The organism is Bradyrhizobium sp. SZCCHNS2022, assembly GCF_032377575.1.
GTDB lineage: Bacteria > Pseudomonadota > Alphaproteobacteria > Rhizobiales > Xanthobacteraceae > Bradyrhizobium > Bradyrhizobium aeschynomenes.
This window is the reverse complement of sequence record NZ_JAUHHZ010000001.1, coordinates 5313056-5339680: the sequence shown is the minus strand read 5'-3', so window position 1 is coordinate 5339680 and position 26625 is coordinate 5313056. Positions and strand designations below refer to the sequence as shown.

Genomic DNA, 26625 nt, shown 5'->3' with positions numbered 1-26625 from the left:
GTGCTCCTTCATCTGCCGCGCGGAGCGAACAGCCGCGACAGGAACCAGATCGGAATCACGATCACGGCGCCGAGCAGGAAATAGCGCCACAGCCAGTTGAAGGCGTCGAAGCCGAGCTCGTAGAGCCGGATGAACAGCAGCCGGATGCTGTGCAGGATGTTCAGCGGATCGAAGCCGATCGCCGACAGCACGACACCGACCAGGATGGACAGCAGCACGAGCCGGAACGCGACGGCGACCGGCGAGCCGCCGAGAAAGCGATACAGGCCATCCGAGCTGCGGCCGCGGGCCGGATAGTCCCTGATGTCGTTCGACATTGTCATCGTCTCCAGGCGGGTTCGTCGGATTCGCAAGGGCACATTATAAAGCACGGCAGGGCAGGTGGGGAACCCGCGCCGGCGGCGCAAGCTGGTTACTGCCATTTAATGTTCCGCGCACGCGCTCACTTTTGCTGGTGCACGCGCTCTCCATTTTCGTCATGGCCGGGCTTGACCCGGCCATCCGTCTTTCGAGGGGGATGGATGCCCGGGTCAAGCCCGGGCATGACGAGCCACAAACTGTCACGCCCGTTCGTGTCGAAAACCGAGAGCATTCTTACCCCGCCGTCTCGCTCTTCAGCATGCGCTCCAGCGTCTCCAGCCGGTCGGCGTCGCGCGGCGGCTTGTCCCAGCGCAGGCGGTTGATGCGGGGGAAGCGCATCGCGACGCCGGACTTGTGTCGCGGCGATTTCTGCAGGCCCTCGAATGCGACCTCCAGCACCAGGCCCTGCTCGGGCTCGTGCACCACGTGGCGGACCGGGCCGAACTTCTCGGTCGTATTGCGGCGGACGAAGCGGTCGATCTGCAGCAGCTCCTCGTCGGTGAAGCCGAAATAGGCCTTGCCGACCGGCACGAGCTGATCGCCGGCCTCACCAGCCGTCCACACACCGAACGTGTAGTCGGAGTAGTAGGACGAGCGCTTGCCGTGGCCGCGCTGCGCATACATCAGCACCGCGTCGATGATGTGCGGATCGCGCTTCCACTTCCACCATTGCCCCTTCGGCCGTCCCGGCAGATACAGCGCGTCGCGCCGCTTCAGCATCACGCCTTCGACCGCTTCGGCGTCGTCGCCCGCGCCGGCCGAGGCGGGATTGGCACGCGCGGCCTTCAACTCGTCCCAGCTGGCAAAGGCGATCGTCGGGGAAAGGTCGACGCGCGGATCGCCGAGACGCTTGATGAACGCGTCCAGCCGCGCGCGGCGCTCGACGAATGGCAGCTCGCGCAGATCATTCTCCTCGTCGCCGAGCAGGTCGTAGGCGCGCAGGTGGATCGGGTAGTCCTTCATCAGCTTCGGCGACACCGTCTTGCGGTTCAGCCGCTGCTGCAGCACGTTGAAGCTCTGCACGCGCCGATCGCGCACGACCAGCAGCTCGCCGTCGAGCGCGCCCGGCAGATGCAGCGACGGCAGCAGATCAGGGAAGCTCGCGGTGATGTCCTCGCCGCTGCGCGAGTACAGCCGTGTGACCATGCGGCCGTCAGCCTCGCGGCCACTGACTGCCTGCACCCGGATGCCGTCCCATTTCCACTCCGCGATGTAATCGGCCGCGGTCATGCCGGCGAAGTCGTCGTCCTCGACGGCATGCGCCAGCATCACCGGCCGGAACGGCGCGGGGTCACGATTGACCGGCTTGTCGCCGCGGCCCTCCAGCCAGGCAAACAGATCGAGATAAGGCGGCGCGAGGCCCGGCCAGATCAGCTCGACCTCATGAGGGTCCTTGTCGCCGAGTGCGGCCGCCGCGGTCTTGGCAAGGCGCGCGGAGATGCCGATGCGAAGCGCGCCGGTGACGAGCTTCAGCAGCGCCCAGCGCCCGGTCTCGTCGAGCTCGTCCAGCCATTGCGCGAGCTGCTTCGGCATCTCGGTCTTGCCGAGCGTGCGGAGCGTGGTGACGACCTCGGTGAGCGTCGGCGGCGGCGGGTTGTTGTGGCCGGGCGGGGGCTGGTTCGAGGGACCACCCGTGGGGGACCCCCCTCCCTGACCCTCCCCCACAAGGGGGGAGGGAACGGAGAGAGCGGTGCTCGGGATTGTGTTATCGATTGCCGAGTCGCTGTTTGATGCCGTCCGAGCTGCAAGCTCCAAGCGCAACTCGGCTCCCTCCCCCCTTGTGGGGGAGGGCTGGGGAGGCGGGTACCCGGAAACGAGCTGCTGCTGATGCGCACCACCCTTCGACCACATCAGCGCGACCGTCTCGGACAGATCCCCGACATAATCATACGACAACGCGAACAGCACCGGATCGGTGCGCGCGGCGATGAGGTCGCGGATCAGCGCCGGCTTGGCGTGCTTGAACGAGAGCGCGCCGGTCAGCGCGGCCAGCGCGTAGCCGCGGTCGGGGTCCTCGACCTCGCGGAAATACGAGGTCAGCAGGCGCAGCTTGTTGTTGCGGCCGGGCTCGTAAGCGAGGCGGTCGAGCAGCTCGGCGAAGCGGTTCATGCCTCGGCGTCCTCCGTGGCCGCCACCTCGCTCTCTTCCTCGTCGCCGTAGCCGACGAGATCGAGCGGCCGCGCCGCCAACCCCTTGCTCCGGCACCAATGCACCAGCGCGTCCTCCTGGCCATGCGTCACCCAGACCTCGCCGGCGCCGGTGGCCGCGATGGTCGCGGTCAGCCCATCCCAATCGGCATGGTCCGAGATCACCAGCGGCAGTTCGACGCCGCGCTGCCGGGCGCGGGCGCGCACCCGCATCCAGCCCGAGGCGAAGGCGGTGACGGGATCGGGGAAACGCCGCGTCCACAGATCGGAGGTCGCGCTCGGCGGCGCGAGCGTGATGGTGCCCGCGAGCTCGGCCTTCCTGACGCCCTTCACCGGCCGGAGCTCGCCGAGCGCGATGCCCTTGTCCTGGTAGTAGCGCGTGATCTTCTCCATCGCGCCATGCAAATAGATCGGCGCATCGTAGCCGGCCTCGCGGATCAGTGCGATCACGCGCTGCGCCTTGCCGAGCGAATACGCGCCGACGAGATGCGCGCGCTCGGGAAACAGCGCCACCGAGGCCAGCAGCTTGCTCACCTCGTTCGCTGCATCACCATGGCGGAACACGGGAAGACCGAAGGTCGCCTCGGTGATGAACACGTCGCATTGCAGCAGCTCGAACGGCGCGCAGGTCGGATCGCGCGCATCCTTGTAGTCGCCGGAGGCGACGATGCAGGTGCCGCCGCAGGACACCTTGATCTGTGCCGAGCCCAGCACGTGGCCCGCGGGATGAAAGCTGACCGTGACGTCGCCGAGCCGGACCTCCTCGCCATAGCCGATCGCCTGCGTGGCACCGGCGAAGTTCTCGCCATAGCGCAGCCGCATGATGTCGAGCGTCTCCTGCGTCGCCAGCACGGCGCCGTGACCGGCGCGTGCGTGGTCGGAATGGCCGTGCGTGATCAGCGCCCGCTCGACGGGGCGCACGGGATCGATGTGGAAGCCGCCGGCCTTGCAGCACAGGCCGGAGGGAACGGGCAGGAGGATGTCTTGCGGGCGCATGGTGGTCATATAGGTCTCGGGTTGGAAAATTCAGCCGGTCCGACACTCCGCCCGTCATGCGCGGGCTTGACCCGCGCATCCATCTCCTGGAATGACAGCGCCGCCCAGACCATGGTTCCCCGATGCCTCACCGCCTGTTCCTGTCCTCCGGCGATCTGATCGCCGACCGTCGCTACGAGTTCGCCCGCGACCTCGAATTGAAGGGCGATCTGGTCGCCGCTGCCGAGGTGATGGAGCAGGCGCTCGAGGTCGCGCCGAATTTCGCCTCGGCCTGGTTCGAGCTGGGCAAGATGCGGATGGCACTCGGTGAAACCGACAAGGCGATCTCGGCCCTGCAGAACGCCGTTGCCGCCGATCCGGATGACCGCCACGGTGCCGGCGTGCGGCTGATGCAACTCGGCGCCTCGCCACTCGCCGACATGCCGAAGGCCTATGTGCAGTCGCTGTTCGATCAGTACGCGCCGCGCTTCGAAGCCGAGCTGATCGAGCGCCTCAACTACCGGGCGCCGAGCATCCTGTTCAAGGCCGTGCTCGCGGTGCGCGCCGCCGAAAGCAAGCCGGCCTATTTCAAGCGCGCCATCGATCTCGGCTGCGGCACGGGCCTCGGCGCCGCCGCCTTTGCCAAGAACGTCGACGGCTTCGTCGGCATCGACCTGTCCGCCGGCATGATCGCCGAGGCGCGCGCGACCGGTCTCTATGCCGAGCTCGAGGTCGACGACATGACGGCGGGCCTGCAGCGGCAGCCGGACGCGTCCGCGGATCTCGTCCTCGCCGCCGATGCGATGGTCTATGTCGGCGATCTCGCGCCGGTGCTGCGCGAGATCGAACGTGTGCTCAGACCCGGCGGACTGCTGGCCTTTACCGTCGAGACGCATGATGGCGCTGGCGTGATCATGGGCAAGGGCCTGCGCTATGCCCATTCCGCGGAATATCTGCGCGGTATCATCGCGGGCGCGCGTTTGAAGCCGATGCATCTCGATCCGGCATCGCCGCGCACCGAAGATCAGGTGCCCGTGCGTGGGCTGGCCGTCGTTGCCGGCAAATCTTGAGTCTACACGCTAGGACCGGCCGCGCATCGCATTGCACTGCGCCGGTTGGTCGCAACTTGGCTCTTGCGTGGCTCTCCCGATCCCAGAAAGATAGGACAGTCTAGGGAGAGACAACAAATGAAGAAGAATCTGACCCGGCGCGATTTCTGCGCCACCGCGCTTGCGACCTTGGGGGCGTCGACCATCGCCTCGCCTTACGTCTGGGCGGCCGAGAAGAAGTACGACGCCGGCGCCAGCGACACCGAGATCAAGCTCGGCCAGACCATTCCGCATTCCGGCCCCGGCTCGCTGTACGGCGTGCTCGGCCGCGTCGGCGAGGCCTATTTCCAGATGCTGAACGAGCAGGGCGGCATCAACGGGCGCAAGATCAAGTTCATGACGATGGACGACGCCTACAGCGCGCCGAAATGCGTCGAGGCGACGCGACGCCTCGTCGAGCAGGACGAGGTGCTGGCGCTGTACGGCTCGCTCGGCACCGCGCCGCAGACGGCCGTGCACAAATACCTCAATTCCAAGGGCGTGCCGCAGCTGATGCTCAACACCGGCGCCTCGAAATGGAACGACCCGAAGAACTACAAATGGACCATGGCGGGCCTGCCGCTGTATCCGACCGAAGCGCGCATTCTCGCCAAGCACGTGCTGAGCGTGAAGCCGGAGGCCAAGATCGGCATCCTCTATCAGAACGACGATTTCGGCCGCGACTTCCTCGGTCCCTTCAAGAAGACGCTGGCCGACGCCGGCGGCAAGGCGCAGGTGATCATGGAGCAGACCTATGATCTCACCGAGCCGACGGTGGACTCGCAGCTGATCAATCTGTCGAAGTCGGGCGCCGACGTCTTCTATAACATCTCCACCGGCAAGGCGAGCTCGCAGTCGATCCGCAAGGCCGCCGAACTCGGCTGGAAGCCGCTGCAATTGCTGTCGGCGGGCTCGACCGGCCGCTCGATCCTGTCGGCTGCCGGTTTCGACAACGCCAAGGACATCGTGGCCATCCGCTACTCCAAGGACGCCGGCGTGCCGCGCTGGAAGGACGATCCGGACGTCAAGGCGTTCGAGGCCCTGCGCGCCAAGTACCTGCCGAATGTCGATCCGGACAACAGCATCGCCTATGCCGGCTATGGCCAGGCGGCGTCGATGGCGGAGATCCTGCGCCGCTGCGGCGACACGCTGACGCGCGAGAACGTGCTCAAGCATGCCACCACGCTCGCCGGCTTCCACTCCCCCTATTTCCTCGACGGCGTGAATTTCAGCTACACGCCGGACGACTACACGCCGATGAAGACGCTCTACATCTCGATCTTCAACGGCAAGGACTGGGATATCTCGGACAAGCCGGTGACGGAGTAATCGGCGGACGCCTCCCGCGACGGTGGAAGGCTCGCGCGTCTGCCGTCGAGAGGTTCGCGCCGGGCGCGTCGAAATCGGTGTCATTCCGGGGCGCCCGCAGGGCGAGCCTGGAATCCATCGAGCCGCGCATTCTGTCGTGACATGGATTCCGGGCTCGTGCTTCGCACGCCCCGGAATGCCGGCGGAGAGAGCTGCATCGTCACTCCGCAAGTTGGGCGACGGCTTGGCAGGCTTGATCGGCAGCGCGCCGCTGCTTGTGCGCGCCATGCTGGCCCGCTCCATGGCAAGGCCGGGCCCCTCGACGAACCGCAAGCGACTGCCTACCTTCGCTCGGTGTCGCCCCGCATCCAACCAGCCCCACCCGACGACCGCACCGCGCTGCCGGACCATGTCACCCGATGGTTCGCCGCGCGCGGCTGGGCGCCGCGTACCCATCAGCTGGCGCTGCTGGACAAGGCGCGCGCGCAACGCTCGGCGCTGCTGATTGCCCCGACCGGCGCCGGCAAGACGCTGGCCGGGTTCCTGCCCACCTTGGTCGAACTGGGCGGAAAGCCAGCGACGCGATCCGTCGCCCGTCCCGCCGGCCTGCACACGCTCTACATCTCGCCGCTGAAGGCGCTCGCCGTCGACATTGCCCGCAACCTCGACGCGCCGATCTCCGAGATGGGGTTGCCGATCAAGGTCGAGACCCGCACCGGCGACACGCCGGCATCGCGCAAGCAGCGCCAGCGCCGCTACCCGCCGGACATCCTGCTGACGACGCCCGAGCAGCTCGCGCTGCTGCTGGCCTCCGACGATGCGCCGTTTCTGTTCTCCTCGCTGAAGCGCGTCGTGCTCGACGAGCTGCATGCGCTGGTCACTTCGAAGCGCGGCGACCTGCTGTCGCTCGGGCTGGCGCGGCTGTGGCGGCTCGCGCCGGAGATGCGCATGATCGGGCTGTCGGCGACGGTGGCCGAGCCAGATCAGCTCGCGCGCTTCCTGGTGCCGCAGCCAGTTGATGCCGAGGCGGCCGCGGATGTCGTCATCGCCGGCGGTGCCGCGCAGCCTGTCGTCGAGATGCTCGACACGCGCGAGCGCCTTCCCTGGGCCGGCCACACCGCGCGTCATGCGCTGGCCGAGATGTACGAGCTGATCAAGGCCAACAAGACCACGCTGGTGTTCGTCAACACCCGCAGCCAGGCCGAGATGCTGTTCCAGGAGTTCTGGCGCATCAATGACGACAATCTCGCTATCGCCCTGCATCACGGCTCGCTCGACGTCGCGCAGCGCCGCAAGGTCGAGGACGCGATGGCCGCGGGCAGGCTGCGCGGCGTGGTCTGCACCTCTTCGCTCGATCTCGGCGTCGACTGGGGCGATGTCGATCTCGTCATCAATGTCGGCGCGCCCAAAGGCTGCTCGCGGCTGATGCAGCGCATCGGCCGCGCCAATCACCGGCTCGACGAGGCCTCGCGCGCGGTGCTGGTGCCGGCCAACCGCTTCGAGGTGCTGGAATGCTCGGTCGCGATCGACGCCGTCGCCGACAATGCGCAGGACACGCCGCCGTTGCGCACCGGCGCGCTGGACGTGCTGGCGCAGCACGTGCTCGGCTGCGCCTGCGGCGAGCCGTTCGCAAGCGACGAGCTCTACACCGAGGTGATCACGGCTGCACCCTATGCGCAGCTGTCGCGTGCCGATTTCGACGATGTCGTCGATTTCGTCGCGTCGGGCGGCTACGCGCTGAAGACCTATGAGCGCTTCGCGCGCATCAAGCAGGATGCGAAAGGGCGCTGGCGCGTCGCCAATCCCAAGGTGCGGCAGAGCTACCGCTTGAACGTCGGCACCATCGTCGAGGAGGCGATGCTGAAGGTGCGGCTGGTGCGCTCGCGGGGCGGGGCTAAGGGCACCACCGGCGCGATCGCGCGCGGCGGCCGGCTGCTGGGTGAGATCGAGGAGTACTTCATCGAGGGCCTGACGCAGGGCGACACGTTCGTGTTCGGCGGCGAGATCGTGCGTTACGAGGCGCTGGCCGAGGATCAGGTCTATGTGTCGCGCGCCAATGACGCCGATCCCAAAGTCCCATCCTACATGGGCGGCAAGTTTCCACTCTCGACCTATCTCGCCGAGCGCGTGCGCGGCCTGCTCGACGACAACAGCGCCTGGTCGCAACTCCCCGACCAGGTGCGCGATTGGCTGGCCTTGCAGCAGGACGTCTCGCGCATTCCGGCGCAGCGTGAGCTGCTGGTGGAAACCTTCCCGCGCTCCAACAAGCACTATCTCGTCTGCTATCCGTTCGAGGGCCGGCTCGCGCACCAGACGCTCGGCATGCTGCTGACGCGGCGGCTGGAGCGGGCGCGTGCCCGTCCGCTCGGCTTCGTCGCCAACGAATATGCGCTGGCGGTGTGGGGGCTCGGCGACATGTCGCTGATGACCTCGCAGGGCCGGCTCGACCTCGCGGCGCTGTTCGATCCGGACATGCTGGGCGACGATCTCGAGGCCTGGCTCGATGAATCCGCGCTGATGAAGCGCACGTTCCGCTCCTGCGCGATCATCTCCGGGCTGATCGCGCGGCGCTCGACGACAGAGGAGAAGACCCGCAGGCAGGTGCTGTTCTCGACCGATCTCGTCTACGACGTGCTGCGCCGGCATCAGCCCGATCACATGCTGTTGCGCGCCGCGCGCGCCGATGCCGCCACCGGCCTGCTCGATCTGCGCCGTCTCGGTGATATGCTGGCGCGGATCGAGGGCCGAATCACCCATCGCCCGCTCGATCGCGTCTCGCCTCTGGCGGTGCCGGTGATGCTGGAAATCGGCCGCGAATCCGTCTATGGCGAGGCCGCCGACGAGCTCCTGGCGGAGGCCGCCGAGGAACTCGTCAAGGAAGCGATGGGGTAGGCGAGAAGCGAGGCGGATTTGCGGGGGACTGTCTGCGTATCGGGCATGATGGACGTCGCCGGCACTGCGCTGCGCGTCGATCTCTCCGGTGCGCTCGTCTGGGACGAGCAGCGTCTGCTCGTCGTCTCCGATCTGCATCTGGAAAAAGGTTCGAGTTACGCGTCGCGCGGCACCCTGCTGCCGCCGTTCGACACGGTCGCGACCCTGCGCCGGCTCGAAGCCGTGATCGCGCACTACGATCCCCGCACCGTGATCGCGCTCGGTGACAGCTTTCATGACCGTGACGCGCATACCCGCCTGACCGGCGACGACCGCGCCTGCATCGCTAACCTGCAGGTCGGCCGCGACTGGATTTGGATCACCGGCAACCACGATCCGGCGCCGCGCGGCGTCGGCGGCGAGCTCGCCGATGAAATCACGCTCGGCGCCGTCACCTTCCGCCATGAGCCGACCGGCGCGCCCGGCGAGATCGCCGGCCATCTGCATCCCAAGGCCCGCGTGGCGACACGCGCACGCACGCTGGAGCGCCGCTGCTTCGTCTCCGACGGCGCGTGCGCGGTGATGCCGGCGTTCGGCGCCTACGCCGGTGGCCTCAGCGTGCGCGACGCGGCGTTCGCCAAGCTGTTTCCGAAGCGCGCCTTCATCGCGCATGTGCTGGGCGACACGAGGCTGCACAGCATCGCTGCGGCGAGGTGTTATTAGTTAAGGTGTGAACCCGTCATGGTGCGTTCGTTTCACGACGGTCATCTGGTTGCCTACGAAGTAAATTGCGAGGAGCGGCGGATCAAGCTGGTCATTCGTCCTGAGGCCGAACAAGCGTGGCATTCCGTCGTCTTCACCGGTGTCGAGGGGTATCACTTCGAGCATGATGCTCTCGGCAACATCATCTACGCGTTGCAAGAGGTCGCTGTCGACGTCGTCCTGAGCGACTATGGCGCGCAGATCGCCGAGGCCTATCGATTGTCCGGCGCCCCGGGAGCGTGGGCCGAAGACTTGACGACTGCGGCTCAGGTGCTTGCCGCGCAGGGCGTCCGCGGCTTCGAGCTCTCCGCGTCATTGGGCCTTTCCGGCTGGATCCTTGCACGCGGCGTCGAGGTCACGCCTGGATGAGAACTACGCCGCCTTCGCCTGCACCTTCTCGCAGAACTCCGCCAGCCGATCGGCCAGCCGCAACGTCGCCGGGCTCGCATCGGGCGATGCCACCAGCGCGACCTCGGTGCGGTCGATCGGCGCAAAGCCCTCGCGCGCCGTCAGCACGCGATGCTCCGACTGCACCGACATCTCGGAGAGAATGCTCAGGCCCATCCCGGCCGCAATGGCAGCCTGGACCGCGGCGAGGCTCGACGACGTGTACGCCATGTGCCAGGCGCGGCCCTTGCTCTCCAGCGCGTGGATCGCGCGGGTGCGATAGAGGCAGCCGAGCGGAAAGCCGATCAGCGGCAGCGAGCGGGCGTCGAGGTCGACCGGATGGCTCCTGCTGGTCACCCAATGGACCTGCTCCGGCCAGGCCGCGATCGCCGCGGGTGCATCGTCGACCCCGCGCTTGAGCAGCGCGAGATCGAGATCGCCGCGCTCGATGTCGCGCTTGAGGTTGAGACTCTGGTCGGCACGGACGTCGAGCCGCAGATCGGGATGAGCGCGCGAGAACGCGGCGAGCAGCTTGGCGAGCCTGTAGGCGGCAAAATCCTCGGGGATCCCGAGCTTCACCGCGCCGGCCGGACCCGGCCGGGCCACCACGTCGCGGGCTTCTTCCGCAAGCGCCAGCAGGCGGCGGGCATAGGACAACAGCCGCTCGCCGGCCTCCGTCGGGAGGACCTCGCGGCCGTCGCGGTTGAGCAGCGTCTGGCCGAGATCCTCCTCGAGCCGCCGGATCTGCTGGCTCACGGTCGATTGCGTGCGGTGGACGCGCTCGCCGGCGCGGGTGAAGCCGCCGGCCTCGACCACCGAGACGAAGCTGCGCAAGAGGTCCAGATCGAGCATCGGAGCCGCCATTCGAAATTCCACTGAGTATCAGTCTATCATTTAATTTCCAGATGGGGAAGAACAGCCCTACATCGGCGGTGAAGGAGACCGCCGATGTCGTCCGTTTCATCTCCGGCTGCCGTGAGTCCGATGAAGTCCAGCCTGCTGCCGCTCGAAATCGGCCTGTTCTGCCTGCTGTGGAGCTTCGCCTTCGTCGCCGGCAAGATCGGCGTGACTTATTGTCCGCCGCTGCTGCTGCTCGCGGCGCGGTTCTCGCTGGCCGGCGTGCTGATCCTTGTGATTCCGATGATCCGCGGCGAGCTGCGGATGAGCTGGCGCGACGCCGCGGTGTTCGCGATCATCGGCATCGCCAATAACGCGCTCTATCTCGGCCTCGGCTACACCGGGCTGCAGACGGTGTCGGCCGGGCTCGGCGGCCTGATCGTCTCGGCCAATCCGGTGTTCACGGCGGTGTTCGCCGCGCTGCTGCTGGGCGAACCGCTCACCTTTCGCAAGGTCGCAGGGCTCGCGCTCGGCACCCTCGGCGTCGCGATGATCGTGTGGCACCGCATGTCGGTCGGCACCGACCAGCTCGAAGGCATCCTCTACACGCTGGCGGCGCTGGCCTCGATCGTCACCGGCACCATCCTGTTCAAGCAGCTTGCGCCGAAGGGCAGCCTGTGGGTCGGCAACGGCATCCAGAACCTCTCGGCCGGCCTCGTGCTGTGGCCGGTCGCGCTCGGCAGCTTGAGCATTCACGACGAGATCGTGCTGAATGCGCAGCTCATCGGCGCCTTTGCCTACCTGGTGCTCGGCGGCTCGATCCTGGCCTATGTGCTCTGGTTCCATCTGCTGAAGGTGTGTGGCGCGACCGCGGCCAGCGCCTATCATTTCGTGATGCCGCCGCTGGCGATGATCTTCGCCTTCCTGGTGCTCGGCGAGCACGTCGCGCTGCAGGATCTGCTCGGCGTCATCCCGGTCGCGATCGGCATCTATCTGGTCACGCGGGCGCCCGCACGGACACCGGCGGCCTAGTCCCTTCGGAACACGATCGAGGCCATCCATCCGGTCATCAGCGCCATCGCGGCCGTGACGAGGCCGTAGACGAAGCCGTTCTGTCGCGCCGACGTGGCGACGAACTGCTCGAAGCCGACCTTGACGATTTCGAACGCGGTCTCCGTCTTGGTGACGAGCGTACCATCCGCGAGCAGCTTGATCTCGACCTCATAGGTGCCGATCGGCACCGCCGCGGGCAGGGGAATGCCGGTGCGGAACAGCGTGGGCGTCAGGAACGTCACCGCGGACGTGTCCTCGCGATACAGGCCATGCTGCGACTGCAGTCGCACGAAGGCGCTGCGGAACGCGTCGTTCGGCACCACGTCGGCATAGTCAGGGCCGACGCGCTGAGTCAGCAGCACGTTGTTGAGCCCGAGCTGCTGGCGGCGCTGCACCTCGGACGCGGCCATGGCGTCGAACGGCCGGTTGGCGAACAATGCGAGATAGCCCGGCACTTTCAGGAACTGGCGCGAGTCGGTGTTGATCCAGATCCCGAATTTGCGCTCCTTGCGCCGTGTCACCATATCGGCGCGCGGCCCGCGCACGGTGACGACGAGATCATAGGCGGCGGCGGTCCGGCTCGCCGGCGTCTGTGCGTCCTTCTCGACCGAGCCGAACAGCACCAGCTCCTCGCCGGAATAATTCGGCGTCACCGTGACGCGGTGATTGGACACCGAGACGATCAGACGCTCCGCATGCGCCGAGGCCGCGCCGGTGAGCAGCAGCGTCAGGGTGAGGGCAGCGAGGCGGCAAGGGGTCATTGACTGCCTCCCGTCTCGCGGATCGTGAACAGGTCCTCGGGCCGAATCACGAGCTCGATCGCGAAGCGGATGCCGACCGCGAGGATCAGCAAGCCGAGCAGCAGCCGCAACTGCTCGCCGCGGATCATCTGCCCGGCGCGGGCGCCGAACTGCGCGCCGGTGACGCCGCCGACCATCAGGATCAGCGCCAGCACGGCGTCGACCAGATGGTTGCTCATGGCGTGCAGCATGGTCGCGATCATCATGGTGGCGAGCGTCAGCACCATCGAGGTACCGATCACGGTCGAGGTCGGCACCCGCAGCAGATAGATCAGCAGCGGCACCAGGATGAAGCCGCCGCCGATGCCCATCACGGCGCCGAGAAAGCCGATGAGGATGCCGATGCCGATCACCGGGATGACCGAGACGTAGATCTTGGAGCGCTTGAAGCGCATCTTCAGCGGCAGGCCATGGATCCAGACATGGCTGCCGGGGCGGCGCACCGTGGGTGGAGAGCCCTGCCGTGCGCGCATGATCGCGCGCAGGCCTTCCCAGAACATCACGCCGCCGACGCTCGTCAGCAGGATGACATAGGACAGTGCGATCATCAGGTCGAGCTGGCCGAGCGAGCGCAGCAGCGTGAAGGTGGCGACGCCGAGCGCGGTGCCGAGCGTGCCGCCGATCATCAGCACCAGCGCCAGCGAGGGATCGATCGCCCGCCGCCGCCAATAGGACAGCGCGCCGGAGAACGAGGACGCGGCGATGTGGCTGGAGACCGAGGCGACGGCGACCGCCGGCGTGATGCCGACGAAGATCAGGAGCGGCGTCATCAGGAAGCCGCCGCCGATGCCGAACATGCCGGAGACGAAGCCGACGGCTGCGCCCATCGCCAGCAGCAGGAAGATGTTGACCGGGATGTCGGCGATGGGAAGGTAGATCTGCATCCGCGCGGCCCTGCGAGCGTTCAACCGGAGCATCCCGCGCATGCGAAGCAGGTTGCTTCGTCCTGCATAACCGAAAACGGCGGCGAAGGGACCAACGATTCCCGCGCGAACTCACATCGGCCGTGCCGGGCGTGACATGCAGCCTGTAGTGCCCAATCAGAGGGCTTTGACGGAGGTCGTGACCAGCTTCATCGTCTCGGCCTCGCCCGGATCGAGCCAGCGGATGTCGCGGGTCTGCGACATGGCTTCGATCACCTGCGACGATACGCCCATGCGGGTCATGTAGCCGAGGATGGCGCCGGTCACGCGCTGGGTGTCGGCAACGGCATCTTGCCCCAGAGCTTGGCCTTGCGCCTCCGAGGTGAACCGGTGCACGCCGAGCGCCGATCCGTCGAGGCCGTAGCGGGTCTGGCCTCCCGCGAATGCGAACACGCAGGCGCTGGCGCAGAAGCCGGCCCGAACCCGGCCGCCCTTGTCGGTCACGCCGACGGCGGTGGACAGGCCATGCGCCCGGATGATCTCGCCCATCAGCAAGCCCTGCTCGAGATTGCCGCCGGGGGAGGACAACAGAACCACGTCGCCGGGTTTCAGCTGCGACTCCTTGATCCGCTCGCGCAGCCAGATCGCGGCGGCCGGCCCGATGCGGCCGCTGACCGCGAGCACGGCCCGGTCACCCCCAACAGCCGCATTTGCCACCAGCGTGGAGGACAGGCTCGGCGAGACGTACTGGTCCTTCCAGAACGACCAGGCGTCGGGTGCCGACAGGTCGCGATAGGCGCGGATGCCCGCGCTCAGCATCAGAATCGTGAAGAAGACGGCCGATCCCAGCCGGCCCCATCGAAATCCCGGCCGCGGCGCGCCAGTTCCTCGATGCACTTGCGGAGGCGGCGGGGCAGGGGTGAAGCCTGGCTGCGGCCGGGGCGCCACGCGTGGTCCGGTCGGCGAGTGCCGGAAGCCCATGCCCTCATGCTGCTCGTTCGCGCCCGACACCCGACTGCACTCCTCCGCGGCATCCGAATGACGCCGGTGAGATACCTATAACGTTCAGCGGTGCCACACTATGGCGTGAGGGCGCGCGTCGTCCGGGATTTTGCGCCGACGGTTGCGGCTCGCAGCAAAGAGGGCGCCACGATCGTGACGCCCTCTCCATCCACTCGGGTCGGGCCTGAACGGAAGTGTCGGATCAGCGGGGTGCCGCCGAGGCCGCCCGCTTGGCCAGTGCCGCCTTGGCCGCGGCGGCCTTGGCGATCGCCTGATTGCCGTCCCAGCCGCCCGCCGGAGCCGGCACGTTCACGGCGTCGTCCGGCTGCGGCTCGACCGTGAAGGTCTGGATCGCGAGCCTGGCTGCGGCGAGCGACTGCGCGTCGAGCCGCTTGGCGACGTCGTCGCGCTTGCGTCCGGCGTCGACATCGCCCTGCGCCGCGGCCAGCGTGAACCATTTGTAGGACTCGGCGAGGTTCTGCTCGACGCCGATGCCCCGTGCATAGAGGATGCCCAGATTGAACTGGCTGTCGGCGACGCCGCGCTCGGCCGCCTTGCGGAACCATTGCGAGGCGCTCTTGTAGTTCGCGCCCTTGCCGCCGCCATCGGCGTCGAGCACGGCCAGATTGTGCATCGCCTTGGCGTTGCCGCGCTCGGCGGCCACCACGTAGTAGCGGCGCGCGATATCGGCGTCCTTCTTCACGCCGAGGCCCTTCTCGTAGAAGGTGCCGAGACGGAACACGGCCGGAATGAGCCCGGCCTGCGCCGCGCGGTCATACCATTTCGCGGCTTCCTCGTAGTTCGGCGCGATGCCCTTGCCTTCGGCGAAGCGGACGCCGACCTCATAGGCCGCGGTCGGATCGCCCCTCAAGGCGGCACTGCGCAGGGTGAGTCCGCCGACCGCGTCGGGCAGCTTCTCGGAGGCCGGCACCTGGACGAGGCCGAGCCGCTGGCCGTTGGCGGCGGTCGGAATCGTACCCGTGATGTCGGTCGTGGTCGCTGCCGGAACGGTCGCCGGCTTCTCGATGTCCTGCGGGATCGCGAGCATCGCGATCGTCTCCGCCTCCGTCGGCATCGCCCTGTTGTAGGACTGGCGATCGATCGGGGTGGGCGAGGTCAGCGACGGCACGCTCTGGTCCGGCGTCGTCGGTCGCGGCGACATGCTGGGCGCCGCCGACGGCATCTGCGCACGCGGCGTATCGCCCTGGGTTTCCATCGATGAGACGGGCGGCGGCGTGCTGCCGGTGTCGAGCAGCGACATCGCGAATTTGAAGGTGCCGAGCACGATCACGACGACGCTGGCGCCGACCAGCAGCGAACGGATCTTCGAGCCGATGGTCGAGACCTCCTCATCGCCTTCGGCGGTCAGGGCGATGGTCGGCTTCTCCTTGGTCTTGGCCTTTGCCGGCTCCTTGGGAGCGTCCTTGACGATCTCCTTCGGCGGCTCCTTGGCCTTTTCCTTGGGCTTCTCCTTCTTCGCCTTCTTGGCGTCGACGGGTTGTGCGGCGGCGGCGGCCTGTGCGGCGCGCCGGGCGGCCGCGATGAAGCTCGATGTCGAGACGGGCTCGCGCTTGCCGGCCGGCAGCTCGCTCAGCGCATCCTCCGAGGCTGCGATCCGTTCTGCGGGCGATGCAGTCCGGCCGGGCGGGCGCGTGCCGGGCTCCAGCGGATGATCCGGCGGCAGCTCGGGGACGATCGCGGCCGGGCGCGCCGCCGCCTGCGCGGCATGCGGCTCCAGAATGTCGGCGATGGCCTTGGGCGGGATCGGCGGCGGGATCGTGGCGGCGGGCGCAGCCGCGGCGTGGAAGTCGCGCGGGGCAGCCGCATAGGCCGGCTGGACAAGGGGCTGAGCCGACGCCTGAGGGGCGATCGGCGGCGCCATCGACGCCGCTGCCGGGTTCGGCAGCTCGGGCCGATACGAAGGCTCCGTCCTGACCGGTTCGGCATAGGCGTGCGGAGGCTGCGGTGCCGGCGCACGTGCGGCAGCCGGCATCGGCGGCTCGATCGGCGGGGCGAGAGGCGGCAGCACGGCCGGCTGGCTCGTCGTCGCGCGCACGTTGCGCAGATCGCCCTCGATCATGGCGAGGCGGTCGACGACGTGGCCGAGCGTGTTGTGGACCGCCTCGAGCGAATCCTGGGTGTTGCGGTCGGTCTCGGTCTGGCTGAAGCGGATGTCGGACAGCTCGCGCTTGACCATGTCGACGAGGCCGGTGTCGTGCGTCGCCTCGCGCTGCGACCGGCTCTCGGACAGCGCGGCGAACGTCGCCTGCTGCCGCTCGAGATAGCGCAGGATATCTTGCAGCCCGTCCTCGACGCGGGACATGTTGCCGCCGCGCGGATCGTTGGCGGCTTCCAGCCGCTCGAGCAGATAGCTGATCCGCTGCTCGAGATGGGTGATGGCAGACGAACCGTCATTGCCGACCTGGAGGCGGTCGATCCGGTCGGACAGGCCGCGCAGCGCGTCCTCGATCTGGGCGGTGTTGTCGGGCACCGGCGCCGGCGGCTCGCGGTTTTCTAGCGTCGAGGTCAGCGCGGCGATGCGCTGTTCGAGGGCTGCGAAGGAATCCTGGAACGAGTCGTGGGTGTCACGCGCCTGCGTGATCTGGTCGACCTTGGACGACAATTGCCTGAGATCGTCCGATAGCCGTTCCAGGGCATCGTTGGAGGCGACATTGGCCACGATCGCCCGCAACGCCGTGATGGCATTTTCGAGCTGCTGAACCGTGCCGGGGTCGTCATTGGTTCGCAGGATCAGATCCAGCTTGGCGCCGAGATTGCGAATGGCTTCGTCATAGACGGCGAGCTGCTCGGCAGGCTTCAGCGAGCCGACCACCTCGCGGATGTCGGTCAGCGCCCGTTCGATGCCGGCCAGCACCTGGCCGTCGACGCCGCTCTGGCGGTTCTCGTCGATGCGCCGGGACAGCGAGCGGATCTCGTTCTCGATCGATTCGATCGCGCGCCGTGGCATCGCCTCCGTGATGGTGAGGCGGATCTCGGCAAGCTCGGTGCGGAAGCCCGCGATCGACTGCTCGATTCCGTCGTCGGGACGATGCAGCGACTCGATCTGGCTGGTGATCTTGAGGAGCTGCCGCTCGAGCTGCGAGAAATCCGGGCCGGGAGCCGGCGGCGGGGTCTGCGGCGCGCCGGATGGTGTCATCAACGGCGCTGCGGCCGGCGCCATCGTGGGCGCCGTCGGCGGCGCCTGATGCGGCGGCAGCGCGCGGGCATTGTCGAGCTCGCTCTGCCGGGCGCTGATCTCTGCGACGGCGACGTCGAAGGAGCCGGCGCTGAGCGGCGCGGCGGGACGGTAGAGCTGGGCGGCGGCGCGCTCGATGCCTTCGGGACCGCGATAGCGCTCCTCGGGAGCCGACTTGGGCAGCGGCGTCGAGATCTGCGACAGGCGGGCGTCGAGCCGGGAGATGGCGTCATTGAGCTGGCGGGCGACGCCCTGCTCGTCGCGCGGCGCGTCCTTGCGCGCTCCGGGCCGCGACATGTGCTCGATCTGGCGGGCGATGGAATCGAGCCGCTGATGAATGTCGGCGACTTCGCGCGCATCGCGGTTGACCGGCGGCGCCGTGCGCGGCGCGGGAGTGCCGCGGAAATCCGGCGGGGCGGACGCGCCGAGCGTGGAATTGATCCAGTCGTTCAGCGTCATTCCGGCGCGTTGCGCCGCGGCCTCGGCCCTCTCGCGGACGGACGGGTCGATGCCTTCATTACTCCACGGTACGCGCGAATTCATGTCTCGTCCGGTTCCGCTTCCAGCGCTCCACCAAGCGCCTCCAGCCTCCCCACGCGTCCCGAAGCGAGCATGATCGGAATCCGCGCAGTTCGCCTGCTACTGATCCCGACTTTTGACTTTTACGGTAAATAACGGGTTAAGTTTACCGCCGGCGCGGTCAGAAGTTTTGCGCCTGGCGAACGGCGTGCATCAGCCGGCATTTTCCCGCGACGAGGCATCGAGCGGCCGCACGCTGCCGCTGCCGGAGATGGCCGACAAGGCCGTGATCGCCTCCTCGCACCATTCCGCGACCATCCGCTCGTGGCGCAGCCCGAGGCGCAGATTGAGCAGCTTGCCCATGTCGGCCGGCGCGACGCTGCCTTCGGCATAGTGCTTCTTGAGGATGCGGTCATAGCGCTCGGCGCGATCGCGATGATGCTCGAGCCGCGCCATCAGGTCGGCCCGGATCGGCGCGATGTCGGCGGCGCCCAGCGCATAGAGCCGAACGAGAAGATCGTCCTTCGTTGAAGCCGGCGTGCTCGGACGTGCCGCCCAGCTCCGGAATGCAGCGCGGCCCTCTGGCGTGAGCGTGTAGACGAGCTTGTTCGGCTTGCCGGTCTGCACCACCTCGCGGCCCTGGATGTAGCCGCGGTCGCGCAGCCGCGACAGCTCCCGGTAGATCTGCTGATGGTCCGTCTTCCAGAAGAAGCCGATCGAGGAGTCGAACGTCTTGGCGAGCTCGTAGCCCGTCATCGGATGTTCAGTGAGGCAGGCGAGGATGGCGTCGCCGAGGGCCATGGCCGGAAACTGCTCCCGTTTTTCTGATCGTTGCTTGCCCCGCTCCACGCTTGACATTATGCACATCGGCGCATATGCGTCAATGTGCATATGGGGTGGTTGTGGTGCTGGCCTGTTCCGCCCCGAGGAGACGCCCAATGACAATGACCGGCCTCGATGGATGGTACGGCTATATGAGGTCTCACGATCTCGGCGCTTTGCGGGAGCTGCTGCATCCCGACGCCGTGTTCGAAAGTCCCGTCGTGCATACGCCGCAGCGCGGCCGCGACATCACCTTCAAATATCTCGCGAGTGCTGAGAAAGTGTTGGGCGGTCCCGGATTCAAGTATGTCGGGGAGTGGCGTAACGCCACGGGCGCCGTGCTCGAATTCGAGAACGAGATCGAAGGCATCAAGCTCAACGGCGTCGACATCATCACCTTCGATGACGCCGGCCTGATCACGCATTTCAAGGTCATGGTGCGCCCGCTCAAGGCGATCAATTTGCTGCACCGCCTGATGGGCGAGCAACTGGCGGCCATGACCAAGCCGTCGTGACGTGACCGACAGCCGCAATGAAACGGCTGCCGCAAGTTGCGAGAAATCGCTAAAGTCCGCGGCCTGCATTGCCTGCCGCGTCCGTGGAATTCCCCGTCTGAAACTTCAGCCTTCCTGCCGGAGACGCCGATGCCGATCTACAAAGCCCCCGTGGAAGATGTCACCTTCCTGCTCAACGACGTGTTCCAGATCGACCGCTACGACAATCTGCCGGGCTTCTCCGATGCCTCGGCCGATGTCCGCGAGGCGATCCTCGGCGAAGCCGCCAAGCTCGCCGAGGAGGTGCTGCACCCGCTGAATCGCGTGGGCGACCTCGAAGGCTGCAAGCGCCATGACGACGGCAGCGTGACCACCCCGAAGGGTTTCAAGGAAGCTTACAAGCAGATCAAGGAAGGTGGCTGGCTCGGCCTGTCGGCGCCGACCGAATATGGCGGCCAGGGCCTGCCGGTGACGCTCAGCCAGACCGTCAACGAATTCCAGTGCTCCGCCAACATGGCGTTCTCGATGTATGGCGGCCTCACCATGGGCGCGACCGCCGCGCTGATCGTGCACGGCAATGAGGAGCAGAAGAAGACCTACGTGCCGAAGATGGTCGCCGGCGAATGGACCGGCACCATGAACCTGACCGAGCCGCATTGCGGCACCGATCTCGGCCTGCTGCGCACCAAGGCGGTGCGCCAGGACGACGGCAGCTTCAAGATCTCGGGCACCAAGATCTTCATCTCCGCCGGCGAGCACGACCTCGCCGACAACATCATCCATCTGGTGCTCGCCCGCATCGAGGGCGCGCCGGCCGGCATCAAGGGCGTGTCGCTGTTCGTGGTGCCGAAATTCATGGTCAATCCGGACGGCACGGTGGGCGCGCGTAACGGCGTCATGTGCGGCTCGATCGAGCACAAGATGGGCATCCACGGCAATTCGACCTGTGTGATGAACTACGACAACGCCACGGGATGGCTGATCGGCGAAGAGAACAAGGGCATGCAGGGCATGTTCGTGATGATGAACGAGGCCCGGCTCGGCGTCGCCGTGCAGGGTCTCGCGCAGTCCGAGGTCGCCTATCAGAACGCGGTCGCCTATGCGCGCGAGCGCATCCAGGGCCGCTCGCTGACGGGCCCGAAGGCGCCGGACAAGGCCGCCGATCCGATCATCGTGCATCCCGACGTGCGCCGTACGCTGCTGTCGATCCGCGCCTTCAATGAGGCGGCGCGCGCGATGGTGGTGTGGACCTCGCTGAAGAGCGACGTCGCGCACCGCTCGCAGGATCCGAAGGACCGCCAGGCCGCCGACGACCACATGGGCCTGATGACCCCGGTCATGAAGGGCTACATGACCGACATGGGCTTCGCCAATGCGGTGCAGGCGCAGCAGATGTATGGCGGCCACGGCTACATCGCCGAGTGGGGCATGGAGCAGTTCGTGCGCGATGCGCGTATCGCCATGATCTATGAAGGCGCCAACGGCATCCAGGCGCTGGATCTCGTCGGCCGCAAGCTGCCGCGCGACGGCGGCCGCGCTGTGATGGCATTCTTCGGCGAGGTCGGCTCGTTCGCCAAGGAGCACGGCGGCAACGACGCGATGAAGCCGTTCATCACGCCGCTGTCGATGGCGCTCGGCCATCTGCAGCAGGCCACGACCTGGCTGATGCAGAACGCGATGACCAAGCCGGACAATGCCGGTGCGGCCGCGACCGACTACATGCATCTCTTCGCGCTGGTCACCTTCGGCTACATGTGGGCGAAGATGGCCAAGGTGGCGCAGGACAAGATCGCGGCCGGCGACAGCTCGACCTATCTCACCACCAAGCTGGTGACCGGCCGCTTCTTCATGGAGCGCGTGCTGCCGGAGACGGCGGCGCATCTCGCCCGCCTGCAGGCCGGCTGCGCGACCGTGATGGAGCTGCCGGCGGAAGCGTTCTGAATTCGGAGAAGGCCGGTACGCACCACGTGCCGGCCTTCGTCCCATGCTGACAACAACAAATTGGACCAGATGAGGAGGGCGTGATGCCTGAGGCCTTTATCTACGACCACGTGCGTACTCCCCGCGGCCGCGGCAAGTCCGATGGCGCCCTGCATGAGGTGACCGCGCTCGCGCTCGCCACCGTGCCCTTGAAGGCGCTCAAGGACCGCAACAACATTCCCGAGGATGCCGTGGATGACGTCGTGCTCGGCGTCGTCGATCCCGTCGGCGAGGCCGGCTCGGACATCGCGCGTTTCGCTGCGCTGAATGCCGGCCTCGGCGAGGCCGTCCCCGGCATCCAGATCAGCCGCTTCTGCGCCTCGGGCCTGGACGCCGTGAACTTCGCCGCCGCGCAGATCATGAGCGGCCAGCATGAGCTGGTCATCGGCGGCGGTGCGGAGTCGATGAGCCGCGTCGGCATCGGCGCCTCCGGCGGGGCCTGGCCGATGGACCCGTCGATGGCGGTGCCGTCCTACTTCATGCCGCAGGGTGTCTCGGCCGATCTGATCGCGACCAAATACGGCTTCTCGCGCGACGACGTCGACGCCTATGCCGTGCAGAGCCAGCAGCGCGCCGCCAAGTCCTGGGAGGAGGGCCGCTTCAATAAATCGGTCGTGCCGGTGAAGGACATCAACGGCCTGACCATTCTCGCCAAGGACGAGCACATGCGCCCGTCGACGACGATGCAGTCGCTGGCGCAATTGCAGCCGTCCTTCGTGCAGATGGCGCAGATGGGCGGATTCGACGCGGTGGCGATCCAGTCGCATCCGGAGATCGAGCGCGTCAACTACGTGCATCACGCCGGCAACTCCTCGGGCATCGTCGACGGCGCCGGTGCGGTGCTGCTCGGCAGCAAGGAGGCGGGCGCGAAGTACGGCATGAAGCCGCGCGCGAAAATCCGCGCCTTCGCCAATATCGGCTCGGAGCCGGCGATGATGCTGACCGGTCCGGTCGACGTCACCGAGAAGCTGTTCGAGCGCTCCGGCATGAAGAAGTCGGACATCGACCTGTTCGAGCTCAACGAGGCGTTCGCCTCGGTCGTGCTGCGCTACATGCAGGCGTTCGAGATCGACAAGGACAAGATCAACGTCAATGGCGGCGCCATCGCGCTCGGCCATCCCTTGGGCGCCACCGGCGCGATGATCCTGGGCACCGTGCTCGACGAGCTCGAGCGCACCGGCAAGGCCACCGCTCTGGTCACGCTGTGCATCGGCGGCGGCATGGGCACCGCGACCATCATCGAGCGGGTGTGATCGGCACTCCGTCATTCCGGGGCGATGCGCAGCATCGAACCCGGAATCTCGAGGTGAGGGAAAGAGCAAGCCAATGTCGAGATTCCGGGTTCAAGGCCTTCGGCCTTGCCCCGGAATGACGGCAGAACCACAGATCGCAGAATTTCGCCGCGCCGACCGGCTGCAGGCACGAGGGAGCACCACATGGCCTTCAAGAACTTCAAACTCGAAACCGATGCCGACGGCATTGCGCTGATCACCTGGGACATCCCGGGCCGTTCGATGAACGTGCTCGACGAGACCTCGGCGATCGAGCTCGAAACGCTCGTCAAGGAGACGACTGCCGACGCCGCCATCAAGGGTGTCGTCATCACGTCGGCCAAGGAGGCGTTCTGCGCCGGTGCCGACCTGTCGATGCTCGAGGGCATGAACCGCATCTATCTCGAGACCCTGAAGAGCAAGGGCGAGGAAGCCGCCAACCAGATGCTGTTCGACAACAGCCGGCGCTTTTCGCAGATCTACCGGGCGATGGAAACCTCCGGCAAGCCGTGGGTCGCCGCCATCAACGGCCTCGCGCTCGGCGGCGGCTTCGAGCTGACGCTCGCCTGCCATCATCGCGTCGCGGCCGAAAACCCCAAGACCCGCCTCGGCCTGCCCGAGATCAAGGTCGGCCTGTTCCCCGGCGCCGGCGGCACCCAGCGCGTGCCGCGCATCGTGCAGCCGCAGGACGCGATGAACCTGCTCTTGAAGGGTGAGGCTCTGACGCTCGACAAGGCCAAGGCGATGAAGCTGGTCGATGCGATCGTGCCGGCCGCGGACCTGATCAAGGCCGCCAAGGACTGGATCAAGGCCGGCGGCAAAGCGGTTCAGCCGTGGGATGAAAAGGGCTTCAAGCTGCCCGGCGGCCCGGTGTTCTCCAAGAACGGCATGATGATGTTCCCGGCCGGCAACGCCATCTATCGCCGCGAGACCTACGACAACTACCCGGCCGCGCGGGCCATCATGAGCTGCGTGTATGAAGGCCTGCAGCTGCCGATCGATGCCGCGCTGCGCGTCGAGTCGCGCTATTTCAGCTACATCCTGCGTTCCAAGGAAGCCGCGGCGATGATCCGCAGCCTGTTCCTGTCGATGCAGGAGCTGAACAAGGGCGCACGCCGCCCGGCCGACGTGCCGGCCACCAAGCTGAAGAAGATCGCCGTGATCGGCGCCGGCTTCATGGGCGCATCCGTCGGCTACGTCTCGGCGCGTGGCGGCCTCGAGGTCGTGCTGATCGACCGCGACCAGGAGAGCGCCGACAAGGGCAAGGCTCATGCGCAGGGTGTGGTCGACGGCCTGGTCAAGAAGGGCCGCACCAAGCCCGGCGAGGCCGAGGCGATCATGGGCCGCATCACCGCGACCGCCGACTACGCCGCGTTGAAGGATTGCGACCTCGTCATCGAGGCCGTGTTCGAGGACCGCAAGGTCAAGGCCGAGACCTACGCCAAGGCGCAAGCCTATCTGAAGGACGGCGCGATCTTCGCGTCGAACACCTCGACCCTGCCGATCACCTCGCTGGCCGAGGAGTTCAAGGATCAGGGCCGCTTCATCGGCATCCACTTCTTCTCGCCGGTCGAGAAGATGATGCTGGTCGAGATCATCATGGGCAAGAATACCGGCGACGTCGCGCTGGCAACCGCGCTGGACTATGTCCGCACCATCGGCAAGACGCCGATCGTCGTGAACGACTCCCGCGGCTTCTTCGCCAATCGTTGCGTGATGCGCTACATCGCCGAGGGCAACGAGATGTTCCTCGAAGGCGTGCCGCCGGCGATGATCGAGAACGCCGCCAAGATGGCCGGCATGCCGGTCGGCCCGCTGTCGCTGTCCGACGAGGTCGCGCTCGATCTCGGCCTCAAGATCATGAAGGCGACCGAGCACGATCTCGGCCCCAACGCGATCAACCAGGACCACAAGAAGTTGATGGTCGAGCTGGTCGAGAAGCAGGGCCGCTTTGGTCGCAAGAACGCCAAGGGCTTCTATGACTACCCCGAGAAGGGCAAGGGTCAGAAGAGCTTGTGGCCCGATCTCGCCAAGCTGCAGCCGAAGCATCTCGATCCCGATACGCTCGATGTCGAGGAGCTGAAACAGCGCTTCCTGGTGGTGCAAGCGGTGGAAGCCGCGCGCACCGTCGAGGATCACGTCATCACCGACGTGCGCGAGGCGGACGTGGGCTCCATCCTCGGCTTCGGCTTCGCCCCGTTCACCGGCGGCACGCTGTCCTACATCGACTTCATGGGCACGAAGACCTTCGTCGAGCTGTGCCACAAATTCACGGCGAAATACGGCTCGCGCTTCGCGCCGCCGAAGCTCCTGGAGGAGATGGCCGCCAAGGGCGAAACCTTCTACGGCCGCTTCCCGCCAAAGAAGGCGGCGGCTTAAGCCCGACTGTCGTCCCGGACAAGCTCGGCAACGCGTCAGCGTTGCCGGGCGCCGATCCGGGATCCACGCCGCAGCAGATGTTTGGCGGCACGAAAGACGTCACGACCATCTCGCGCCACATTTGATCCTGTGGTTATGGATCCCGGCGTTCGCCGGGATGACGCCTGTTGTGTTGAGGCTGCGAACCTCACATTCCGAAGATCAGCGGGCAGTCCCTCACCCCGTCTTCATCAGCCCTTCCTTGGTCAGCGCCTCCTGTACCTTCGGCCGCGCGGCGACGCGGTTCTTGTAGGCGACGAGGTTCGGCATCGCCGACAGATCGAACTTCATCCGGTCGGCCCAGGTCAGGATCGTGAACAGGTAGCCGTCGGCGACCGTGAAATCCTTGCCCATCAGGTAGTCGCGTCCGGCGAGCTGGCCGTCGAGGTACTTGAACTTGCTCATCACGCGGTCCTTGAAGAACGCCTTGGCGTCGTCGGCCAGCACCGGTGAGAACATCGGACCGAAATTCTTGTGCAGCTCCGAGGTGATGAAGTTCAGCCACTCCAGGAGCTTGTAGCGCTCGCCGCTGTCGCGGGCCGGCGCCAGGCCCTTGTCTTTCGCCTGGTCGGCGATCATCTGGACGATGACCGGCCCTTCGGTCACGATTTCGCCGCTCGGCAGCCCCAAGGCCGGCACCTGGCCCTTCGGATTGACCTTGAGATAATCGTCGCCATTCTCCAGGGTCTTGGCGCGCAGATCGACCCTCACGAGGTCGTAGGGCAGGCCGGCCTCGAGCAGGGCGATATGGGGCGAGAGCGAGCAGGCGCCGGGTGAATAATAAAGCTTCATCTTGTATTCCCTCCGTGAGACCGTTTCTTTCGTGGAACCGAGCGGGCATCACGCACCGCCCTTAAATGCACTTGCATGGAATAGTCAAGATTGATGCAGCTGCATCGAATGCGCTAAAAGCACCCCGACGAGGATACGAGCCGGCCCATGAAACGCAAACCATCGACCGAGGCGACCGCCGCCTGGATTCGCCTGATGCGGGTCCAGAGCCGGGTGCTGGACTGTGTCGAGCAGGAGCTGAAGAAGGCCGGCTTCCCGCCGCTCGCCTGGTATGACGCGCTGCTGGAACTGTCCCGGGCGCCGGCGGGCGAGTTGCGCCCGGTCGAGCTGGAGCGGCAGATGCTGATTCCGCAATATTCGACCTCGCGCCTGATCGACCGTCTGGTGGACGAAGGTCTGGTCGTCAGGCGTGAATGCAAGATGGACAAGCGCGGCCAGTTCGTGGAGATCACCGAGGCGGGCCGCGATCTGCAGAAGCGGATGTGGTCGGCCTATTCGGCCGCGATCGAGAAACATGTCGGCTCCAAGCTGTCGGATACCGATGCCGCCAAGCTCTGCACGCTGCTCGATCGTCTTGGCTGTTCCTGCGGTCAGTCCGCCCCATTGTCTGCCGGAGAGGGCGCGTCGCCGCGATGACCCATCCGCTCCCATTCACATCCGCGGTCCCCAGGGGTCCGCGG

21 protein-coding genes are annotated in these 26625 nt (G+C 66.8%); 11 read left to right on the top strand and 10 right to left on the bottom strand.

All coding sequences use genetic code 11. The features are described 5' to 3' along the window. Positions 1 to 8: 8 nt before the first annotated feature. The 3 genes from QXZ94_RS23835 to QXZ94_RS23825 all read right to left on the bottom strand — a co-directional run bounded on the left by QXZ94_RS23835 (position 9) and on the right by QXZ94_RS23825 (position 3512). The gene (locus tag QXZ94_RS23835; protein ID WP_172110273.1) at positions 9 to 317 is read right to left on the bottom strand and encodes a DUF6460 domain-containing protein; all 309 of its coding nucleotides are present in this window, start codon (positions 315 to 317) and stop codon (positions 9 to 11) included. Positions 318 to 594: 277 nt separating this feature from the next. Beyond that, positions 595 to 2469 carry an ATP-dependent DNA ligase gene (locus tag QXZ94_RS23830; RefSeq protein ID WP_315722450.1) on the bottom strand — a complete coding sequence of 625 codons (1875 nt, stop codon included), beginning with the start codon at positions 2467 to 2469 and terminating at the stop codon, positions 595 to 597. Beyond that, positions 2466 to 3512 carry a ligase-associated DNA damage response exonuclease gene (locus tag QXZ94_RS23825; RefSeq protein ID WP_315722449.1) on the bottom strand — a complete coding sequence of 349 codons (1047 nt, stop codon included), beginning with the start codon at positions 3510 to 3512 and terminating at the stop codon, positions 2466 to 2468. The genes QXZ94_RS23830 and QXZ94_RS23825 overlap by 4 nt, the downstream gene beginning before the upstream one ends. Positions 3513 to 3625: 113 nt before the next feature. Here QXZ94_RS23825 and QXZ94_RS23820 point away from each other — a divergent pair, with 113 nt between their 5' ends. The 5 genes from QXZ94_RS23820 to QXZ94_RS23800 all read left to right on the top strand — a co-directional run bounded on the left by QXZ94_RS23820 (position 3626) and on the right by QXZ94_RS23800 (position 9880). Further along, positions 3626 to 4552 carry a class I SAM-dependent DNA methyltransferase gene (locus QXZ94_RS23820; protein WP_315722448.1) on the top strand — a complete coding sequence of 309 codons (927 nt, stop codon included), beginning with the start codon at positions 3626 to 3628 and terminating at the stop codon, positions 4550 to 4552. 117 nt (positions 4553 to 4669) lie between these two features. After that, a complete protein-coding gene (locus QXZ94_RS23815) occupies positions 4670 to 5899 on the top strand; it encodes an ABC transporter substrate-binding protein (RefSeq protein ID WP_315722447.1) in 1230 nt (409 codons plus the stop codon). Between the two features lie 333 nt (positions 5900 to 6232). Beyond that, positions 6233 to 8770: a ligase-associated DNA damage response DEXH box helicase gene (locus QXZ94_RS23810; protein ID WP_315722446.1), complete on the top strand. Its 2538-nt coding sequence runs from the start codon at positions 6233 to 6235 to the stop codon at positions 8768 to 8770. Positions 8771 to 8818: 48 nt separating this feature from the next. After that, a complete protein-coding gene (pdeM, locus tag QXZ94_RS23805; RefSeq protein WP_315726484.1) occupies positions 8819 to 9472 on the top strand; it encodes a ligase-associated DNA damage response endonuclease PdeM in 654 nt (217 codons plus the stop codon). An 18-nt stretch (positions 9473 to 9490) separates the two neighbouring features. Further along, positions 9491 to 9880: a hypothetical protein gene (locus QXZ94_RS23800; protein WP_315722445.1), complete on the top strand. Its 390-nt coding sequence runs from the start codon at positions 9491 to 9493 to the stop codon at positions 9878 to 9880. Positions 9881 to 9883: 3 nt separating this feature from the next. Here QXZ94_RS23800 and QXZ94_RS23795 read toward each other — a convergent pair whose 3' ends face one another. Further along, entirely contained in the window at positions 9884 to 10750 is an 867-nt protein-coding gene (locus QXZ94_RS23795; RefSeq protein WP_315726482.1) for a LysR family transcriptional regulator, read from the bottom strand. A 96-nt stretch (positions 10751 to 10846) separates the two neighbouring features. Between QXZ94_RS23795 and QXZ94_RS23790 the strand changes: the two genes are divergently transcribed. Continuing rightward, positions 10847 to 11767 (top strand): DMT family transporter, encoded by a 921-nt coding sequence (locus tag QXZ94_RS23790; RefSeq protein WP_315722444.1) that lies wholly within the window; start codon positions 10847 to 10849, stop codon positions 11765 to 11767. Here the strand turns inward: QXZ94_RS23790 and QXZ94_RS23785 are convergent. The 5 genes from QXZ94_RS23785 to QXZ94_RS23765 form a co-directional block, all read right to left on the bottom strand. Next, a complete protein-coding gene (locus tag QXZ94_RS23785) occupies positions 11764 to 12549 on the bottom strand; it encodes a TIGR02186 family protein (protein ID WP_315722443.1) in 786 nt (261 codons plus the stop codon). The two genes, QXZ94_RS23790 and QXZ94_RS23785, sit on opposite strands and share 4 nt — an antisense overlap. Continuing rightward, positions 12546 to 13472: a sulfite exporter TauE/SafE family protein gene (locus QXZ94_RS23780; RefSeq protein ID WP_315726480.1), complete on the bottom strand. Its 927-nt coding sequence runs from the start codon at positions 13470 to 13472 to the stop codon at positions 12546 to 12548. Before QXZ94_RS23780 ends, QXZ94_RS23785 begins: the two co-directional genes overlap by 4 nt. A 156-nt stretch (positions 13473 to 13628) precedes the next feature. After that, a complete protein-coding gene (locus QXZ94_RS23775) occupies positions 13629 to 14462 on the bottom strand; it encodes a hypothetical protein (RefSeq protein ID WP_315722442.1) in 834 nt (277 codons plus the stop codon). Between the two features lie 193 nt (positions 14463 to 14655). Next, on the bottom strand, positions 14656 to 18192 hold the full coding sequence (locus tag QXZ94_RS23770) for a hypothetical protein (protein ID WP_315722441.1): 3537 nt from the start codon (positions 18190 to 18192) through the stop codon (positions 14656 to 14658). Positions 18193 to 18381: 189 nt separating this feature from the next. Next, a complete protein-coding gene (locus tag QXZ94_RS23765; protein WP_315722440.1) occupies positions 18382 to 18969 on the bottom strand; it encodes a PadR family transcriptional regulator in 588 nt (195 codons plus the stop codon). 137 nt (positions 18970 to 19106) lie between these two features. Between QXZ94_RS23765 and QXZ94_RS23760 the strand changes: the two genes are divergently transcribed. From QXZ94_RS23760 to QXZ94_RS23745, 4 genes are all read left to right on the top strand, one after another. Continuing rightward, on the top strand, positions 19107 to 19505 hold the full coding sequence (locus tag QXZ94_RS23760) for a nuclear transport factor 2 family protein (protein ID WP_172110263.1): 399 nt from the start codon (positions 19107 to 19109) through the stop codon (positions 19503 to 19505). A 129-nt stretch (positions 19506 to 19634) separates the two neighbouring features. Then, on the top strand, positions 19635 to 21425 hold the full coding sequence (locus QXZ94_RS23755; RefSeq protein ID WP_315722439.1) for an acyl-CoA dehydrogenase C-terminal domain-containing protein: 1791 nt from the start codon (positions 19635 to 19637) through the stop codon (positions 21423 to 21425). Between the two features lie 83 nt (positions 21426 to 21508). Then, on the top strand, positions 21509 to 22717 hold the full coding sequence (locus tag QXZ94_RS23750) for an acetyl-CoA C-acetyltransferase (protein WP_315722438.1): 1209 nt from the start codon (positions 21509 to 21511) through the stop codon (positions 22715 to 22717). Between the two features lie 183 nt (positions 22718 to 22900). After that, positions 22901 to 25114: an FAD-dependent oxidoreductase gene (locus QXZ94_RS23745; protein WP_315722437.1), complete on the top strand. Its 2214-nt coding sequence runs from the start codon at positions 22901 to 22903 to the stop codon at positions 25112 to 25114. A gap of 216 nt (positions 25115 to 25330) precedes the next feature. Here QXZ94_RS23745 and gstA read toward each other — a convergent pair whose 3' ends face one another. Next, a complete protein-coding gene (gene gstA / locus QXZ94_RS23740) occupies positions 25331 to 25945 on the bottom strand; it encodes a glutathione transferase GstA (protein ID WP_315722436.1) in 615 nt (204 codons plus the stop codon). 147 nt (positions 25946 to 26092) lie between these two features. Between gstA and QXZ94_RS23735 the strand changes: the two genes are divergently transcribed. Next, a complete protein-coding gene (locus QXZ94_RS23735) occupies positions 26093 to 26581 on the top strand; it encodes a MarR family transcriptional regulator (protein ID WP_315722435.1) in 489 nt (162 codons plus the stop codon). Positions 26582 to 26625: the final 44 nt, after the last annotated feature.